This window comes from Dyadobacter chenwenxiniae (assembly GCF_022869785.1).
GTDB classification, from domain to species: domain Bacteria; phylum Bacteroidota; class Bacteroidia; order Cytophagales; family Spirosomataceae; genus Dyadobacter; species Dyadobacter chenwenxiniae.
The window spans coordinates 4,419,025-4,438,266 of sequence record NZ_CP094997.1; the positions used below are offsets into that span (position 1 = coordinate 4,419,025).

At 42.5% G+C, this 19,242-nt stretch carries 15 protein-coding genes and 1 pseudogene; all 16 read left to right on the plus strand.

What is annotated here, in order from left to right; all coding sequences use genetic code 11:
- Positions 1 to 2: 2 nt before the first annotated feature.
- The 16 genes and pseudogenes from pseC (at position 3) to MUK70_RS18855 (ending at position 19,188) form a co-directional block, all read left to right on the plus strand.
- Entirely contained in the window at positions 3 to 1,181 is a 1,179-nt protein-coding gene (pseC, locus tag MUK70_RS18780; protein WP_234654482.1) for a UDP-4-amino-4,6-dideoxy-N-acetyl-beta-L-altrosamine transaminase, read from the plus strand.
- Positions 1,174 to 1,863, plus strand: a complete 690-nt coding sequence (gene pseF / locus MUK70_RS18785; protein ID WP_234654484.1) for a pseudaminic acid cytidylyltransferase — start codon at positions 1,174 to 1,176, stop codon at positions 1,861 to 1,863. The genes pseC and pseF overlap by 8 nt, the downstream gene beginning before the upstream one ends.
- Positions 1,853 to 3,304, plus strand: a complete 1,452-nt coding sequence (gene pseG / locus MUK70_RS18790; protein ID WP_234654485.1) for a UDP-2,4-diacetamido-2,4,6-trideoxy-beta-L-altropyranose hydrolase — start codon at positions 1,853 to 1,855, stop codon at positions 3,302 to 3,304. Before pseF ends, pseG begins: the two co-directional genes overlap by 11 nt.
- A complete protein-coding gene (gene pseI, locus MUK70_RS18795; protein WP_234654488.1) occupies positions 3,282 to 4,322 on the plus strand; it encodes a pseudaminic acid synthase in 1,041 nt (346 codons plus the stop codon). Before pseG ends, pseI begins: the two co-directional genes overlap by 23 nt.
- Complete coding sequence (locus tag MUK70_RS18800; RefSeq protein ID WP_234608689.1) at positions 4,319 to 4,843, plus strand: acyltransferase; 525 nt, start codon at positions 4,319 to 4,321, stop codon at positions 4,841 to 4,843. The genes pseI and MUK70_RS18800 overlap by 4 nt, the downstream gene beginning before the upstream one ends.
- A 52-nt stretch (positions 4,844 to 4,895) precedes the next feature.
- A complete protein-coding gene (locus MUK70_RS18805) occupies positions 4,896 to 5,732 on the plus strand; it encodes a hypothetical protein (protein ID WP_234654489.1) in 837 nt (278 codons plus the stop codon).
- A gap of 10 nt (positions 5,733 to 5,742) precedes the next feature.
- Positions 5,743 to 7,044 (plus strand): lipopolysaccharide biosynthesis protein, encoded by a 1,302-nt coding sequence (locus tag MUK70_RS18810; protein WP_234654491.1) that lies wholly within the window; start codon positions 5,743 to 5,745, stop codon positions 7,042 to 7,044.
- A 26-nt stretch (positions 7,045 to 7,070) separates the two neighbouring features.
- Positions 7,071 to 8,114: a hypothetical protein gene (locus MUK70_RS18815; protein ID WP_234654493.1), complete on the plus strand. Its 1,044-nt coding sequence runs from the start codon at positions 7,071 to 7,073 to the stop codon at positions 8,112 to 8,114.
- 20 nt (positions 8,115 to 8,134) lie between these two features.
- Positions 8,135 to 9,424, plus strand: a complete 1,290-nt coding sequence (locus MUK70_RS18820; protein WP_234654494.1) for a hypothetical protein — start codon at positions 8,135 to 8,137, stop codon at positions 9,422 to 9,424.
- Positions 9,393 to 10,505: a glycosyltransferase gene (locus MUK70_RS18825; protein ID WP_234654495.1), complete on the plus strand. Its 1,113-nt coding sequence runs from the start codon at positions 9,393 to 9,395 to the stop codon at positions 10,503 to 10,505. The genes MUK70_RS18820 and MUK70_RS18825 overlap by 32 nt, the downstream gene beginning before the upstream one ends.
- A gap of 149 nt (positions 10,506 to 10,654) precedes the next feature.
- Positions 10,655 to 11,968, plus strand: a complete 1,314-nt coding sequence (locus tag MUK70_RS18830; RefSeq protein ID WP_234654496.1) for a right-handed parallel beta-helix repeat-containing protein — start codon at positions 10,655 to 10,657, stop codon at positions 11,966 to 11,968.
- Between the two features lie 40 nt (positions 11,969 to 12,008).
- Positions 12,009 to 13,121, plus strand: a complete 1,113-nt coding sequence (locus tag MUK70_RS18835; RefSeq protein ID WP_234654498.1) for a glycosyltransferase — start codon at positions 12,009 to 12,011, stop codon at positions 13,119 to 13,121.
- A gap of 163 nt (positions 13,122 to 13,284) precedes the next feature.
- A complete protein-coding gene (locus tag MUK70_RS18840; RefSeq protein ID WP_234654500.1) occupies positions 13,285 to 15,471 on the plus strand; it encodes a putative phage tail protein in 2,187 nt (728 codons plus the stop codon).
- Between the two features lie 142 nt (positions 15,472 to 15,613).
- Positions 15,614 to 16,856: pseudogene (locus tag MUK70_RS18845) on the plus strand (nucleotide sugar dehydrogenase); the annotation flags it as partial.
- Between the two features lie 98 nt (positions 16,857 to 16,954).
- A complete protein-coding gene (locus MUK70_RS18850) occupies positions 16,955 to 17,947 on the plus strand; it encodes an SDR family oxidoreductase (RefSeq protein ID WP_234654504.1) in 993 nt (330 codons plus the stop codon).
- A gap of 83 nt (positions 17,948 to 18,030) precedes the next feature.
- Entirely contained in the window at positions 18,031 to 19,188 is a 1,158-nt protein-coding gene (locus MUK70_RS18855) for a glycosyltransferase family 4 protein (protein WP_234654506.1), read from the plus strand.
- The last annotated feature ends 54 nt before the right edge of the window (positions 19,189 to 19,242 follow it).

Genomic DNA, 19,242 nt, shown 5'->3' on the forward strand with positions numbered 1-19,242 from the left:
GAATGATACCTTACGGAAAGCAAAATATAACGGAGGAAGACATTAAAGTTGTCACCGACGTATTGAGATCCGATTATCTGACTCAGGGACCCAATATTCAGCAATTCGAGACTGCGTTTGCTGAATATGTAGGTGCTAAATATGCAGTTGCAGTGGCAAATGGCACAGCCGCCTTGCATTTATGCACGCTTGCCTTGGGTGTAAACCCGGGCGATAAAGTGATCACTACCCCCCTCACGTTTGCTGCTTCTGCGAATTGCATACGTTATTGCGGCGGCGAGGTTGTATTTGCAGATATCGATCCTTCGAGTTATCTGATTGATATACACGCTGTCCGTACCTTGTTGGAAAATGCCCCCAGAGGAACTTATAAAGGAATTATTCCGGTTGATTTTGCTGGCAATGCGGTCAATTTGGAAGCTTTTAAACTTCTGGCGGACGAATACGATCTTTGGATTATTGAAGATGCCTGCCATGCGCCAGGAGGTTTTTTTACTGATTCGGCAGGCAATAATCAGTTTTGCGGAAACAGCAATTTTGCGGATCTGGCCATCTTCAGCTTTCATCCGGTGAAACATATTGCTTGTGGAGAAGGCGGAATGATTACTACCAATGATTTGGCGTTATATCAGAAACTGCTCTCACTCAGGACACATGGAATTGTAAAGTCGACTGACCTTTATGTGAACAGCATTGAGCTGGCGGGTGGTTTGGAACAGTATCCCGGGTGGTATATGGAAATGCAAACGTTGGGCTACAACTATCGGTTGACTGATTTTCAGGCTGCGCTGGGTGTAAGTCAGTTAAAACGAGCTAATGCCGGCCTTGAAAAACGCCGGGCGATTGCTGCAACTTATCAAGCTGCTTTTTCTGATAAAGCATTTGTACACGGACAAAGCGGTGTGGTTTCAGGTCATGCCTATCACTTGTATATTATCGAAGTGGAGGATCGTTTGGGGCTATATAACCATTTGCGTGGAAAAGACATTTTTGCTCAAATACATTATATTCCCTGTCATTTAATGCCCTATTATCAAAGTTTGGGCTGGAAAGTGGGTGATATGCCGAATGCCGAGGCTTACTACCAGGGATGTATCAGCCTTCCGATGTATCCAACACTGACGGAAGAGGAGCAGTCGTTCGTAATTGACGCTGTTAACGAATATTATAAGCATGGATAAGGCCCTGGCAATTATACCGGCTAGGGGCGGCAGCAAGCGTATTCCAAGAAAAAATATCAAGGATTTTCTGGGGAAACCGATTATCGCTTATGCCATCGAAACTGCGTTAACCTGTGGCTTATTCAGCGACGTAATGGTTTCAACCGACGATCATGAAATTGCTGAAATCGCAAAAAATTATGGAGCATCTGTTCCATTTTTAAGAAGCGAAAACAACGCAAACGATTTCGCATCCACCGTTGATGTGATCAAGGAGGTTGAAAAGGAGTATGACGCCCGCTTTTCAACCGTATTTGATAGGATTTGCTGCATTTACCCTACGGCTCCCTTGATAAAAACAGAGCATTTGCTGGCTGGGATATCATTAATGCGCGAATCTGACTTCGACTCCGTATTTCCGGTTGTTCCTTTTTCCTACCCTATTTGGCGAGGTTTGGAAGTGGTAAATGGCAAAGTACAAATGGTGTGGCCGGAGAATCAAAATGTGAGATCACAGGACTTGAAACCGGTTTACCATGATGCGGGCCAATGGTACTGGTACAATCCTTCAAAAATTACAGACTCTCTTTTCACAACAAACACCGCATCCATCATTCTGTCTGAAGAAGAAGTTCAGGATATCGATACGCCCTCGGATTGGTTGATGGCGGAAATGAAATACAAATTGCTTTATGAGAAGTAAACTATATATCAGGACGGATGGAAGTTCCAGCATTGGCCTCGGTCATCTCGTTCGGTGTATAGCACTGGCCAAAATGCTTGTCGAAGACTTTGACATTCATTTTGCCTGTAAACAAATTCCAGACAGCATTATTAACGAAATCCGGGATGCCGGTTTTGCCTTTATATTCCTTAAAAATGACGATGAGCTGTTATCTGTTTTATCGCCAAAAGACATAGTTGTCGTGGATAGCTATGAGCTTGAAAGTGATTATCAGAAAGCAATCAAGGAAATTGGCTGCCAGTTGGTTTGTATTGATGACCTACATGAGAAGCCCACGTATGCGGATTTGATCCTAAATCATACACCCTGCGTTTCTCCAGACGAATACGAGGCACAACCTTACACGCAATATGCGCTGGGTCCCTCTTATGCATTAATTCGTCCGCCATTTCTTGCACTGGCAGGAAAAAACCAACGGCAGTTCGGGAACGCCTCGGTTCTTATTTGTTTCGGGGGCTCGGACAGCCGGAATTTGACAAAGACAGCATTGCAGGTGGTCTTAACTTTTAGTCAATTTAAAAGGATCTGCATCGTAACCGGGGCTGCATATAGTCATCAGGAGTCTTTGACCGAAATTGTTGAGGAGCAGGATATTGTTGTTCATTACAATAACATCAGTGCCGAAGATATGGCTCAACGGATGTCAGAGGCTGATCTCTGCATCGTTCCTGCAAGCGGGATTTTGACAGAAGCACTTACCTCGGGAGCAAAAATCATTTCCGGAATGTATGTTGGCAACCAGCGATTTGTCTTTGAGAACTACAAAAAAGCAAATGCTTTCATCAGCGCCGAAAATTTTTCAGAGGAAAATCTGCTTGCCGCAGTGGAGAATTATTTTTCGCAGGAACATGTTAGCGACGCCCCGCTTGTTGATGGGAAATCGGGAGAGCGCATAAAAAAGCTGTTTCGGCAGTTGGCTGACGAACAAAATTTTGATCTGCGCGGACTGACAAGTGACGACGCTGAATTAACGTTCCAATGGGCCTCAGATGAGCGGGTTCGGCGATATTCCCTCAATAAAAGCACAATACAATTTGCTGACCACGTTGCTTGGCTTTCCCGGAAATTGACGGATCCAAATTGTATATTTTATATTGCAGTGTTTTACGGGAAACCTGTTGGATCTATCAGATTTGATCTGAATGGTGAAGATGCGGTTATAAGTTATCTGCTGGATCCGGATTACCATGGCCGGGGTTTGGGCACTGTAATGTTAAAAAAAGGAATTTTGTCGATTTGTAAAGCCGCAGGGCACATCACGACAAGGCTTTCAGGAATTGTTATGCCCGATAATATTTCGTCTTGTAAAACATTCGAAAGATTCGGATTCAAGAAGGAGCTGGAAGGTGAAAACTACCAATACACTATGAATATCAATGATGAGAATAGGAACATTTGAAATAAATCAAACCAGCCCGGTATTTATTATCGCAGAACTGTCGGCTAACCATAATGGGCGCCTTGAAACAGCAATAGAGACTATCAGGGCGGCCAAAAGAGCAGGCGCCGATTGCATAAAATTGCAAACTTATACCGCCGAAACCATTACCATCGACTCGCGCCTGGACGACTTTCGTATTGGTGGGACGATTTGGGATGGGCAATATCTGTTTGACCTTTATAAAGAGGCATATACACCATGGGAATGGCATGCGGAATTGTTCCGTGTGGCCAAAGAAGAAGGTTTAGTATGTTTTTCCTCTCCTTTCGACCCCACAGCAGTTGAATTTCTGGAAGAACTGGATGTGCCCGCTTATAAGATAGCATCGTTCGAAATTACCGATATTCCTTTGATTGAACTGGTCGCATCCAAGGGCAAACCGGTCATCATTTCCACGGGCATAGCCACGGAAGAGGACATTCGACTCGCTCTGGATGCTTGTTCGAGACAGCATAATGATCAGGTTGCTTTACTTAAATGCACTTCAAGCTACCCGGCTCCTATTGCAGAGGCGAATATGGCCATGATCAAGGACTTTAACGAGCGATTCAACGTTATTACCGGCCTTTCCGACCACACCATTGGCAGTACAGTCCCTATTGTCGCAACGGTTCTTGGCGCAAAAATCATCGAAAAACATTTTATTTTGGACAGGGCCATCGGAGGCCCGGACGCGTCATTTTCGATGAACGAATCAGAGTTCGCTGAAATGGTGAAGTCCGTGAGAGAGGCGGAGCAAGCAATCGGTGTGGTGGATTATAAATTGACGGAAAAACAGTCAAAAGGAAAAGACTTTTCTCGATCTTTATATGTGGTTGAGGATATCGCAGCAGGAGAGCTGATTACAGAATCAAATGTTCGCTCAATTCGTCCAGGCTTTGGGCTACATCCAAAGTATTTAAAGGACATCATTGGAAAACCTGCCAAAGAAGATCTTAAAAAAGGATCCCGCATGGCATTGGATAAAATTGCATGAGCTTTCCGACTATGTTTACAATGATTGCAGCCAAAATCTTTACGTTCCTTGAAAGCCGCAAATGGCAACACGCTTATTCCCAATATCGTAAGCGATATAAACTTCCTGAATCCTTTCTTTTTGGAGCGCATGGGACGGTGATTTATGGTGAAGGTGATTTCAATGCCGGTGAATGTTCCTATGTCAATCAGGCTTGGATTCAGATTGGGAAAAACCTTCACGTTACTTTTGGACGCAATTGCCGGATAGCTCATAATGTCAGGATTTACACGGAAAGTATGGACCCTGACAGTGACCTTGATGTAGATCCCTGGGGGAATTTTGAAAAACAAACCAAGACTGGCAATGTATTAATAGGTGACGGTGTCTGGATAGGTGCTAATGTGTTCATAAACCCAGGAGTTACAATTGGTAATAATGTGGTAATAGGAGCAAACAGTGTTGTCACGAAAGATGTGGCTGACAATTCAATTGTAGGCGGGGTTCCCGCCAAGCTTATCCGGCAAAAACTAACCTACTAAGTGTTTTCTAAAGGTCGAAATACTTGAATACAAACACATAAACTTAATAACTATGCAACACGACAAAAATCTGAAGAAGAATTTCAAAGACCGGGGCTGGGCTTTAATAAAAAGTGTTTTTTCAGCTAACGAGATAGCCCGATTCAGGGAAATAGCAAATCAGCTCAAAACAGAGCAATATACTGCCGACTTATTAGGCCATCCTTTAACAAGAAGCATCCTTTTCGATGACAGAATACTTGATGTAGTTAGACAGCTTCTTGAAACCGACGAGCTGGTATATTTTGGAGACTCAAGTTGTACGATTTCAAAAACACCTGGTTCCGCTCACTTTCATAAAGACAATCCTGACAAGCTCAATGGTAAGGGTCCCGATTGGCAGGAGGAGTATCCGATTATCCGTTTAGGCATATATTTACAAAACCACGACAAGTTCTCGGGAGCGCTGGCAATAAGAGACAGATCTCACAACACCAATGATATCAAATTGGGATCACCATTCTACGTAGATAATCAGGTGGGTGATTTAAGTGTCTGGTATCTGACGACCACGCATGCGGGGTATTCAAAGAGGCTCAAACTAGCCCCAAATTTTTTTCTGAACACGTCCTTGTATCGCTTCGTGCCCGATTTCATGTTTGTTCCCGAAGAACAATACAGAATCGCCTACTTTATGACTTTTGGAAAAAAAGGGCCGCTGCTTGACCGCTATTTGAGATACTTGCAAACAAGAGAATACATGGTTCAAGCCTGGAAAAAAACCAAGTATGATCAGTCTTGCTTTGATTTTGCGACAAGTAAAAATATAGAGTTGATCGACATGTATCCAAAAGTCAAAGATGTCGATGAAAGTACGCTAAACAGAAGTCATGTTGAGCTACCTAATTAAAAGGAATCACTTGAAAACCAGTATCAGTAACTTCAAAAATCACCCTGTTGTAAAAAATAGTGCTATTTATGTTGTTACTGATGCAATTAATAAAGCAGTCCCTTTTTTAATTCTTCCGTTACTAACTCACTATTTACTGCCAGCAGATTACGGGATTGTAGTGAACTACAACGTTTATATCAATTTCTTAATTATTTTCATTGGCATCAACGTTCAAAGCGTCATATCAGTCAATTTCTACAGGTTACAAAAATCGGAAGTTGCCAGCTATATTTTTAATGTTATACTGGCTACACTGATCACTTTATTAATCAGTAGCGTGGTCGTTTTACTATTTAACAAACAGTTAAATGATTTCCTGTCGGTTGGCACTTATTATGTAATAGGTGGGTTGTTGATTGCATTTTCCCAGGTTCTGAGTTCTATTAATTTAACAGTATGGAGACTTGAAGAACGTCCGATCTATTTTGGTGGTTATCAAATCTCGCAAACTGTATGCGATGTTGGACTTTCACTGATGCTTATCATTGGTTTGAACATGAGCTGGGAAGGAAGATTAATTGGGATTGGAGGAAGCGCCATAATTTATGCTCTATTTAGTCTCATATTGTTATGGCAGAGAGGTTACCTTCGTGTTTCCTATAACAAAAATTACATCAAAGACACATTTAAATTCTGCATCCCTCTTATTCCTCACACAATTAGCATTTGGGCGCGGGCAGGAGCCGATCGAATAATAATTTCCACGTTAGTGGGCGCATCAGCAAGTGGAATTTATGCTGCCGGCTTTCAATTTGGGCTCGTAATATCATTTTTAACATTAGCATTTAGCAATGCATATGCGCCATTTGTCTATAAGACTCTGGCAATAACTGATCATGCCGTCCTTGAAAACAAGAAACGGAAATTGGTGAAATTTACATATTTATACATAGTGGCTTTGCTTGCAATAACATTATTTGCGACGCTCGGGTCAAACTTTGTTGTAGATAACTTCCTGTCGGCAAAATATGTGAATGCAAAAACCTATTTGGTCTGGGCTCTCTTTTCGCAAGCATTTCAGGGAATATATTTAATGTATGCCGGCTATATTTTTTTCGTCAAAAAATCCGGGCAGCTCGCAGTTGTAACATTTATCTGTTCTGCGCTGCAAGTGGCGCTGTCTTACTATCTCGTTAATAAAGTGGGGCCGATGGGCGCTGCATATTCAAACTTTACAATAAGTCTGCTCAACTGTATTGTCGTTATGATTCTTAGTGCGCGAGTCTATCCCATGCCCTGGTTTAACTTTCGCGTCCTGCTAGCTAAGTAGCACTATATCAAAACTCGCCATACGCTATGATTAATAACTTGAAGAGAAAGATTGTAATGCAAGCCGAAAAAACGAGAGTCTTTCGGGAAATATATTGTACCATCAAAAAATCAAGATCTGCCGATTTTCCTGAACAAATTAAGTCACGTCAAACCGCTGATATTTTCGATCTGCCGAAGCTAAGTGCTCCACTACCCTATCATCCGGAGTTTTATTTTGATGACTGTAATTATTATGGTATTCTTTTTCAGCTGCTGAAATATGCGAATATTGATATCAATGATAGCCGTTTTCCACGACATGAGATTTACCTGGAACACGGAATTGTGATTGGAAATCTTGTCCGTGAAGATTCAGTTATTCTTGCTCGGAAAACGTTGACTTACAGTAATTACCGAGCTCAATTCATCTTAGAAAAGACCGGCAAGACTCCTAGTTTGATTGGTCCTTATATTCACTATGTGGAAGGACTTCTTGATCAGGAAGCTTTATCCAAAGTAAAAAAGAGCTTAGGAAGAGTTCTCTTGGTATTCCCGAGCCATTCAATTGGAGCAGTTGCCGCCGAATATGATAAAAAACAATTCTGCCTTGAAATTGAAAAACGGAAAGCGGGATATGACACGGTCCTCGTTTGTATTTACTGGAAAGACACGTTAAATGGTGACCATGAGTACTATCAAAAAATGGGATATAAACTCACCACCGCAGGTCACAGAGATGACCTATATTTTCTGGACAGGCTGAAATCAATTATTCTGCTTGCGGATATGGTTATGTCAAACAGTACAGGAACGCATATCGGTTACAGTCTTTTTTTTAACAAGCCAAACTATATATTCAGGCAGGATGTATCTCTTATTGCGAAATCCAAGAGTGGCGATAATTTACTAAAAAGCCACTATCAGCCAGAGGTGACGAGTACAAAAAGCCGGGACAATCAATTATTATATGATACATTCAACATTTTTTCGGGCGAAATAACATCGGAGCAGCATAATCTTGCGAATTACATCTGGGGATTTGATTGCATTAAAACGCCTGAGGAACTGAAAGCAATTTTACTTGACTAAATGTCTGTTAAACTATATTTATGAAAATTCCAGCTTTACGTATTTCAATTGAAAAAGGTGTCAAAATTGACATCCGGAAATTGATATGCGTGAATCTAATTCTAATCGCGTTTTTTGATTCCTATCCCGTTTACAGTACGATTCTGCCTGTGCGGGTTTTTGTGTATGGCCTCAAATTCCTTAATCTATATGGGCTCTTGGCGTTGTCACTAAAAAATAGTTCCAAAAACTATATTCTTGCGGCACTGATTCTCCCAATATGGTGGGCTTACTACAACGAAGATTCAATCCTAATTTCGCTCCAACTATTATTTTCCGGAATTTTTCCCGTGTTGACTTTTGCTTTGCTAAAAGATGAGGAGCGTTTCATCGTAGCGAGAGGATACATTAAGTTATTTATAGCCTTAATGGCCATAGGGTTACCCATATACTTTCTTATAAATGTTTTTGACATTCCTCCACTATTCTCTATCCAGCGGGGAGAAGTCGGAAAGGGTAGAGTATATGACAATTATTTGCTTTTCTACTGGTCCCGAGCTAATGTTGAAAACCGATTTAGTTCTGTATTTGACGAACCTGGAGTTGTCGGCACCATTATTCCGCTCATTCTTTATTATTATAGGAGAATGCTTACGCGCTTTGAATTTTGGATTCTTATAATTTCAGGGGTACTTTCTTTTTCGCTTTTTTTCCTGGTAGTCTTTTTACCCGTAATTTACTTTTCAAACACAAGACTGTTACGCCTGAAACAATTGAGTTTTCGCCTGGCTTTTTCGACAGTCTTTATTGCAATGTCCTATGTTTCCCTGGTTTTAATAGCAAGGAGCACCAAGGACGATCCGATATTAGTGCACAGGGTTTACAATCGTTTTGAGTGGCAGAATGATTGGATCGTTGGAATTGTAAACAACCGGGATACAAGGATCAGAGGTTTTGAATCAATGTATCAGGGCTTCATCGATGAAAGCGATGCGGATCTGTATACGGGACGTGGAAAAGACTATATGTTAAAAGTCTATGGCGGCTCAACATTGTCTTATCGGGTATTTGTTCTGGAACGCGGGATACTTATTCTGTTTTATCTGGCATTTCTATTTGCATACTTTCATCCCTGGCGAAAGTATTTAATATTCAGCCTCATATCTATGCTGATTTTAATGCTTGTATTTTTTCAGCGGCCTATGCTGTATTCACTCAACTACTTTTTATTAGTATATGTCGGCTTGCAACTGTTCGAAATGCAGGGCCGGTACAGGTCTGAAAAACTAGATCCAGATAATGAAAATAGTCCACATCATTCCCTCTCTTAGCAGAGGCGGAGCAGAAAGATTTGTCGTTGATTTATGCAATGAACTCGCCAATATCAAAGGTTCAGAGATATTTTTGATTTCATTAAAAGATAATGCAGCAGCAGACTCTTTTGTGTCAGAGATTAGCGACCGGGTGACATACAAATCATTTGGCAAAAAGGCCGGATTCGATCCCAGCGTATTATTGCAAGTCACTCAATGGATTCAGAAAGTGAAGCCGGATGTTGTCAATACGCACACCAGCTCGTTCGAGTATGTGAACATGAATGTCTTTTTCAATTACCCATCTGGAATTAAAGTTTTTCATACAGTCCATAACAGGGCCGCTCAGGAATGTCCGGGAAGCCTGTTAAAAAAGATCCGGAGCTATTATTACAGAACCGGCAAAGTAGTGCCCGTTACCATTTCCCGTGATGGAAAGGCTACTTTCAGGGAATATTATAATCTCACCAATGATCACCTTATCGTTAACGGCCGTCCTGAGCTTCATGTAACTGCCGGACTGTCTGAGGTAAGAAGGAAGTATCCGGTTCGTGAGAACGAATATTTGCTGTTGAATGTAGGCCGGGTTGTTGAGGCGAAAAACCAAGCTATGCTGATCCGGTCGGTCCAGACTTTCAACCGGCAGGTTGCCGACAAAAAATGCAGACTGTTGATTATCGGGGATTTGAGGGAACAGCAGGTGGCAAATCAACTTAGAGACCTTGTTAAGAATGATCCTCTAATCGATCTGATCGGAGCAAAAGAGAATGTGGTAGACTATCTGTCCATTGCCGATGCCTTTTGCTTATCAAGTCATTACGAAGGAATGCCCATTTCCCTGATCGAAGCGCTTTCGCTTGGTTGTATTCCTATATGTACTCCCGTTGGCGGGATCAAAGAGATGCTCACCGATAAAGTGAATGGCTTCCTCAGCGAAGACACGACGGACGCAGCATACCTTGAAGCAATTATGAACTTTCATTTATCTGACAATAAAGAAGTTATGAAAGAAAATTGTATTAAAACATTTGCCAGCAACTATCACATTCACTCAACCGCTGAAAATTATTACGGATTATACAGGCAAAAAATGGCTTGAAAACGAAGAAAGTTGGCACGATTCTTATCCGTCGAAGCTGTATGAAACAGGACGTAATCACAATGTTGTCCTACCGAAATCCGGACTTGTGCTACATTAAAGTGAGGCAAGTTCAGATCTGTCACATCCGAAAATCAAATATTTCATTTATGAAACTATCAGCACTCTGGGCAACGCTTATCTTCCTACAACTTTTTAATGCGAATGGCTATGCACAAAGGAAAGTCCTTTCCTACGATTCGCTGAAACATTCAAGCAGAGTTAGCAAAACAATTATCAAGCTAAATATTCAAAAGGACTTTGGCGCAATTCCGAATGACACAATCAATGACCATGCCGCATTCCAGGCCGCGTCTGACTTCATCAATCGTCGGAAAGGAAATTGTGAATTAATCATACCAACCGGTACTTACATTGTAGGTAAGCAGGAAAAACTGAAAAACAGGGATTACTTCTATCGTGGTTCAGACGTCATTCAAATCATAAACGCAACGAATGTGACAATCAAAGGGGAAACCGGCGCCAAACTGAAGTATGATGTTGGTCTCAGGTTCGGCACCTTTGAACCGACTGACGGTTCCAGCACGAACATCACAATGGATTGCACTGTGAAAACCAAGACAACATCCAATAAGCGGGCCGATTTAGGGAGGTGTATCGTTGTGGCAGGTAGCCGCAATGTGATTTTGGAGAATTTGGAATTAGACGGAAACTTCTATTCCGAAACCCTCAATAATATGAACACTTACAATGTAAAATGTACCGACAAAAAAAGCGCAGCATTCGATCCGAAAAAGATTAACATTGGAGGTGGTTATGGCGATTGTGGTATCCAGCTGGCACATTACGGCGTTTTCATTTCGCATTCCGGCGACGTTGTGATCCGGAAAGTTACTGCGGAAAGGTTTGGATTAGATGGGATACAGGTTGCTAATTCTCATACAGAACCTGCCCAGAAAAACGTAAAAATCATACAGTGCAACCTGGATTTTAATGCCCGCACTGCCCTGGCATTGACCGGCGGCGACCAGATTGAAATTACAGGCACATCTCTAACCAACACCGGACGTTGCATATATGCTTCCACGGGAACCGGCGTGGATATCGAAGCTCAACTCGATGCAAAAAGAAAGGAAAAACTGGTGACCAATGTCAAGTTCACCAACTGCAAATTCAGCAATAATAGCTCGGGCGAGATCCTGGCGAAATTCGGATTAGGTTCATCCAATATCACGTTTGAGGGTTGTGATATAAAAAGTTCAACCCGGGCGATCAATCTCGGAAGGAAAAATACGGGTTATAAATTCGTAAATAACCGGATCAGTGGTACAAAAATCATTCTTTTAGAGGGTAAAAAAATTGATATAAGGGATGAAGTCCAGTCTAAAAGTGTAAGAAGCGCAAACTCATTGCGAACTGCGGGCCCATCTAATGTCTTCCAAAACAATGTATTGGTTGACTAGTTCTTCCTTTTCTTATACGCACTAATGCATAAAGAGCTTGATGAAAGTTTTAGCAATCACCAATGATATCTCGCAAGGCGGCGGAGAAAAACTTCTAGCCTCCTCTCTTCCGATCTTCAAAAAAAAAGGCATCGATATTTCCCTGTTGCTGCTCAACGCAAAGGGTTCTGTGCCTGCCTTTCTGTCGGATATTAAAAACTCTGGTATTACAATCCATGACCTCCGCATCAACAACTTCTATAACCCGCTCTGTGCATGGAAAATAAGGGCGTTTCTTGAAGCAAATTCGGTTGACGTCGTTCATGTTCACCTGTTCCCCGCTTTATACTGGGCAAGCTTAGCGGTCTCTTTGATGAAAGAAAAGCCGGTCTTGATTTTTACCGAGCATAGTAATCATAACAAAAGACGCGACAAAAAATATTTGCAGGAAATCGAGCGAGCCGCTTACAGGCCCTACTCCGCCATCATTGCCATTACTGATAGCGTTAGAGAAAAATTGAGCAACTGGATTGGCCAAAGCAGTAAAATCCAAACGATTAACAATGGTGTGGACCTCTCCACTATCGCAAACGCCCCGAAACACGACAGATCTGTTTTATGCTCCGAACTGAACATTCCAGTCAATGCAAAGCTCATGCTCATGGCCGCCAGCTTTCGATATCCAAAGGATCAGGCAGCGCTGATTAAGGCATGCGCAATTTTGGGAGAAGGTCATCACGTATTGCTTGCAGGTGAGGGCGAACTGAAAGAAAAAAGTCAGGCGCTGGCAGTCCAGTGCGGTGTCGGAAACCGCGTGCATTATCTGGGCTTCCGAACAGATATTTCGTCGCTTATGAAAACCGTTGACTTGAATATTCTGTCGTCCGCATACGAGGGAATGTCTGGCGTCACGCTGGAATCGCTTGCAGCCGCTGTTCCATTTCTTGGTTCAGATGTTGCCGGTATACGTGAAATTGTCCCCGGTAAATCTTTCCTCTTTGCCCCGGGTGATGAGCATGATCTCGCCAATAAGATCGCACCTATTTTTCAAAATCCGGAGCTTTCCGCGAGAATGACAAATGAAGCAACTGCTTTTGTAAGAAGCTTTGATATGGAATACATGGTTGATAAGTACATTCTACTATACAAAACGCTACTAAACCGCCATATATAGTCATAAAAAATCAATAAATTATAGTACATATTTTTCGATTTATAGTATTTATTCGTAAAAATATTATTACAATAATATTGGTAATCGTTACGCAATAGCTAAATTTGTTCGATACATATAGAACTAATTCTATTTAATTGAACACCTAATTAAATATCGTAACATGACAACTTGGTTATCAAATTTTTTTTGCCTCCTGTTAGTCGGCTTGTTAACACTTTCTTCTGCACACACCTTCGCAATTGACCCTATCCGTTTTTCGATAACTACAACTGCCACAGAGGTTCTGGTTAATGAGGAGTTTGAAATAAATATCAAGGCTGATCTTCTAAATATTCCCGCTAATACAGTCTATGTATTCGAAACGGCACGTGCTTTTCGTTTAAAAGTTATCCTGCCCGATGGATTTCGGCAAACCGGAGGCTCTTATAACGATTACATTGAAGGAGAATTAAGCGGCAATAAGCCTTCTGCATTTTACACTATTAAAGGTAAGTTTGTCAGCGCCGAAAGAGCCGGTGTCTTTCAATTGCTCAGGAGCCACAAATCCGCAAACAGTGCCAGCAACTTTGTAGAGGTCGGCAGGCTCTCGTTCGGCATGAGTGAAGGCTTACAGGAAGGCGCCGCAAATGCTCGCATCGCACTTGCCGGAACCGTGTCATACATCCCTTATCTCAGTATCTCTGCCCTGCGATCTATTTCGGACACTGCTACCAGCGTTTTTATCACAGATCAGGGTGGAGCAGGAATCTTCAAGCACAATCCATCCTCCACCAAGGCGGACGACGGCGCCCTGACAATCGTTACAGCGGGAAAAAGATATGAACGTGTCTACACAGGCCCGGCAAATGTGGAGTGGTTCGGGGTAGTGGGCGATGGAACAACCGATAACACTGCAGCTTTACAGGCAATGCTTGACAGAGCAGATATCAGCAGTATTTATTTTCCCAAGCCAGCGGTGTCTTACCGGATCAAAAGATTAAACCTGCGCTCTAACAAAACAATCGTTTTGGAAGAGGGTACGGTGGTTGAAGGACTTGGCACCTTAGGCCTGGAAGAGAGAATGATCATGATGAATAATGTGCAGAACATATCCATCAAAGGAAACAATGTTGTATTCAAAGATAAAAAGGCAAACTATACAAGTGGAGAACAGCGCCATATGTTTGCAATGCTGGGCGTTACAAATGTCACTATCGAGGGCGTTGCTGCAAACAACAGCGGTGGGGACGGCTTCTACATCGGCGCAAGTTCCACTCAGAAATACTCGGAAAATGTAAAACTGATCAACATTAGTGCCGACAACAACCGGCGACAAGGCCTTTCCATTGTTTCAGGTAAAAACATTGAGGTAACCAGTCCTGTGCTAACCAATTCGAATGGCACTGCTCCAAACGCCGGGATTGACATTGAGCCTAATAACCCGGATGAGTTTCTGGAAGGTATACGCATCACTAATCCAATCACAAGAAACAATGTTGGGGCTGGCATAGTGATACTTATCGACGATTTCAAAGGAACGAACCGTGTGGTAGACATTACCATTACCAATCATAACGACGATGGCAGCATGTATGGGGCATACGTTTCCAGGGCAACAGGCGCTATTGCAGGAACGATTACATTTCAGAATCCGATTTGGAGAAATAACCGGGCCAATGGCTTTTGCGCCAGCAATTACAGTTCGAACGCCTGCACGATACAGGTCAATGACCCAACGGTGATAGACTGCAACGTAGCGGGCTCAACGCACGCAGTATTTGGCTCGGCGTTCCTGGTATATCGGGAAGCCAATGCATTGGGCGATGTAAATGTGGGCAACGTTCATATCATTCGCCCCAAAGTCCAGGATACTAGAAGTGTCAAAAAAATTGTCTCCGCATTTGCATTTGATGACATTTCCAGAAAAGGGACTGTTAATAATTGCAGCCTCATTGACCCCGTCGTGCTGGACGGCCTTGACGTATTGAAGTATGTGCATTTTGCGGTTCTGAATAATTTTGCCTTATCCGACAGACATGAAAAACTGACATTTGATGTTGCACAATTGAACAGAACGCTTACTTATGGCTTTTATAAAAGAGTTTTCCACAATGCAACTTCAACGGGAACAAGAACCATTTCGCTCAATGGTTTGCCTGCTAATTACCCCGAAATCACTTTTGAAGTGCGTAACGGCCAGATTTTAAGACTCATACCAACCATAAACGACAACATCCTGCCCCTGTCAGTCAATAAAGGAAAGTACATTCAGTGTAATGTTGTGGGTAGCAAAATTACGCTCCGCAAAACCACAACAAATTCCTGGCAGGTGATGGAAATGATAGGAACCTGGACGGTGCAGCCGTAATGCCTTTTATGTCAGGCAGACTGTAATACGTGGCTGCTAGGACCATGTGTTTCGGTCTGCCTTAACATTTTTATATCAAAGGCAACCGATTTTTCGGCGTATCAACTATTTTTGTCAATTATTGACAATTATAACAAACTATATGCACCTAGAAAATAAGACAATTTGTGTAATTGGCCTTGGTTATGTGGGCCTGCCTCTCGCAGTTGAATTCGGTAAAATATTTGAAACAATTGGGCTGGATATTGATCAGCAAAGAATTAATGAGCTCATCAATCATTTTGACCGGACACTGGAAGTTGACGCGGACGGTTTAAAAGCTGCTGTTAAATTAAGGTTTACCGCAGATCCGAACGACATTCAACAAGCCTCCATCTTCATCATTACAGTCCCCACACCAGTTGACCAGTTCAACAACCCTGATCTCACGCCTGTCAGGAAAGCTACGGAAACTGTTGCGCGTAATTTGAAAGCAGGCGACATTGTTATCTATGAATCAACAGTTTATCCCGGTGTTACGGAAGATTACTGTGTCCCTATTTTAGAAAAAATTTCAGGACTGACTTTTAATCAGGATTTTTTCTGCGGTTATTCCCCCGAAAGGATTAATCCGGGAGATAAGCACCACACGCTGACCAAAATCAGAAAGGTAACTTCCGGATCGACTCCCGAAATTGCAGAAGAAGTAAATGACCTATATGGAGCTATCATCACGGCCGGAACATTCAAAGCTTCAAGCATTAAAGTTGCTGAATCCGCAAAAGTGATTGAAAATGCGCAGCGTGATATCAACATTGCGTTTGTAAACGAACTCGCAAAGATCTTTAATCTGCTCAAAATCGATACCAGCGAAGTGTTGGAAGCAGCAGGAACGAAGTGGAATTTTCTTCCTTTTAAACCAGGGCTGGTAGGCGGGCACTGCATTGGTGTGGATCCCTTTTATTTAGCACAAAAAGCCAAGGAAGTCGGTTACCATCCGGAGATCATTCTAGCCGGTCGACGCTTAAATGACTCCATGGGCTCTTATGTCGCTACTCAATTTATCAAATTGCTTATTCAAAGTGAGCGTAAAAATAAAGGGTCAGGATGTGTTGGTGCTTGGGATAACGTTCAAAGAGAACTGCCCCGACATTCGGAACAGCAGGGTTATTGATATTATCAGAGAATTAGAGTCTTACCAAATGAATGTCCACGTTTATGATCCCTGGGCTGACAAGAACGAAGTTCAGCACGAATACGGCATTACGTTGATCGATAGTTTGGAGGGAATTGAAAAATATCAAGGCATTATCGCAGCTGTTGGGCATGACCAATTGCTTGATCTTCAAATACCTTCGGGAGAAAATGGCCCAATTGTTTACGATGTAAAAAGGTATATTTCCAAAAGAGAGAAAGTACGCCAGGCTGTAATCCCATGCCCGTTCCATAATATTAATACATTGCAATTGCGTTTCTCAGTACACATTTTGCCGTTTCGTATCCCATGAATTTCAATAAATATCATCAGCAGGATATTTCATCCTCCCATTTTTTAATTACCGGAGGCGCCGGATTTATCGGTTCAAATCTTGTTGCCTATCTGGTTCAGCATCATGCGGCCAAGATTGTTGTTTTAGATAATTTATCAACAGGTTACCTGGAAAACATTGCTGAATTTATCGATAACGGACAAATTCATTTCATTGAAGGAGACATCCGCGACTATAAAACCTGCACAGAGGCCATGCAGGGAATTGATTTTGTTTTGCACGAAGCGGCCCTTGGTTCGGTCCCCAGAAGTATCAATGATCCGATAACAACCAACGAAGTGAATATCAGCGGCTTTCTCAATGTACTACATGCCGCCAAAGAAGCGGGTGTAAAACGGATGGTCTATGCCGCCTCGTCGTCCACTTACGGCGACAGCCCCTCGTTACCCAAGCAGGAAGCTATAATCGGGAATCCCTTATCCCCGTACGCCGTCACGAAATATGTGAATGAACTCTACGCGGACGTGTTTTCCCGTAACTATCAATTCCATAGTGTCGGCCTGAGGTATTTCAATGTTTTTGGGCCAAAGCAGAATGTGAACGGGCCTTACGCTGCGGTAATTCCACTTTTCATTACACAAATATTGAACGGCGAAAGACCCGTGATCAATGGTGATGGACTTACTTCGAGGGACTTTACATTTGTATCAAACGTAGTTCAGGCCAATATCAGAGCATTGCTGACTGACAACATTGTAAAGCATGAAGTCTTCAACGTGGCCTGCAACGAGCAAACTTCCCTGACTCAACTTGTGTCCGCCATCACCGATAACTTAGGGAGCTCACTGGAACCTATCTATAAACCGGAAAGAAAAGGAGATGTAAAACATAGCCTTGCGGATATTTCCAAAGCCCACAATCTACTGCATTATCAGCCCGAGGTGTTATTTAAAGACGGTTTGAAGGAAACAATCACATATTTTCAAGAATTAATTGCCGCCCCCTGATCAACAATCTTCCTTGATTGGGTTATTCCAACCATTCAGTGAAATCCATTGATGGCTTCGGATAAAACAGGCAACACACCTATATGAACAAGATCAAACTACTTAGAATTACCACAGAAACTTATTCGCTACGTATACTGCTCAAAGGACAATTGAGATATATGTCAGAAAAAGGGATGGAAGTGTACATGGCCAGCACACCCGACAAACACGTGCCGGATATGGAGGCAAGTCAAAATGCGCAATTCCACCCGCTCCCCCTTTCCAGAGAGCTGACGCCTTTTAAAGATTTGATGGCCTTGTTCAGCACCATTCGCTTAATCAGGAAGCTCAAACCGCACATTGTTCATACGCACTCACCCAAAGCCGGAATTATTGGAATGCTTGCCGCATACATCTGCAACGTTCCGCTGAAGATGCACACCGTCGCCGGCTTGCCGCTGATGGAAGTTACAGGCCCCAAAAGGAAACTGCTCAACTTTGTAGAAACCCTGACTTATTGGTGCTCAGACTGGGTTTTGCCCAATTCCCATGAGCTCAAACAATTTATCCTGGACAACAATTTAAGCCCGGACAAGTCGAAAGTAAAGGTGTTAGGAAATGGCAGCAGCAATGGGATCGACCTGAAATACTTTTCTGTAAATCCCAAGTTGCTAACCGAAAGCAGCGATTTCAGAAAACAGAATAACGTTGATGAGCATGATATTGTGCTGGCCTTTATGGGCAGACTCGCGAATTACAAGGGAGTCAATGAGTTGGTAAAAGCATTTCAAATTCTCGAAAAGCGGCATCAAAATTTAAAACTTGTGTTGATTGGTGCGCCCGAGGACTTGAACCCACTCGAGGAAACTACCGAAAGTGAAATCGCTAATAACAAATCGATTATCGCAGTCGGACACCAGAATGATGTGCGAAAGTTCCTGATCGCATCGGACATATTTGTGTTTCCCAGCTACAGAGAAGGCTTTCCACAAGCTCTTTTACAAGCAAGCGCTATGGGCATTCCCTGCATTGCAACTAACATTAACGGCTGCAACGAAATGATTGAGGACGGGAAAACCGGGATTCTCATCGAGCCCAAAAGCGTCAATGCGATTGTTGAAGCGTGCGAAAAATTGATTAAAGACCGTCAGGCTAGTGAAAAGATGGGAATGTTAGCGCAACAATATGTGCTTAAGAACTTTGAGCAACAACAATTATGGAAGGACATACATACATTCTACAACGCACATTTGTCTTGAAAGTAATTTAAAAAAAATAAACCAAACGCAAGTATAAATCTACCACACCTATCT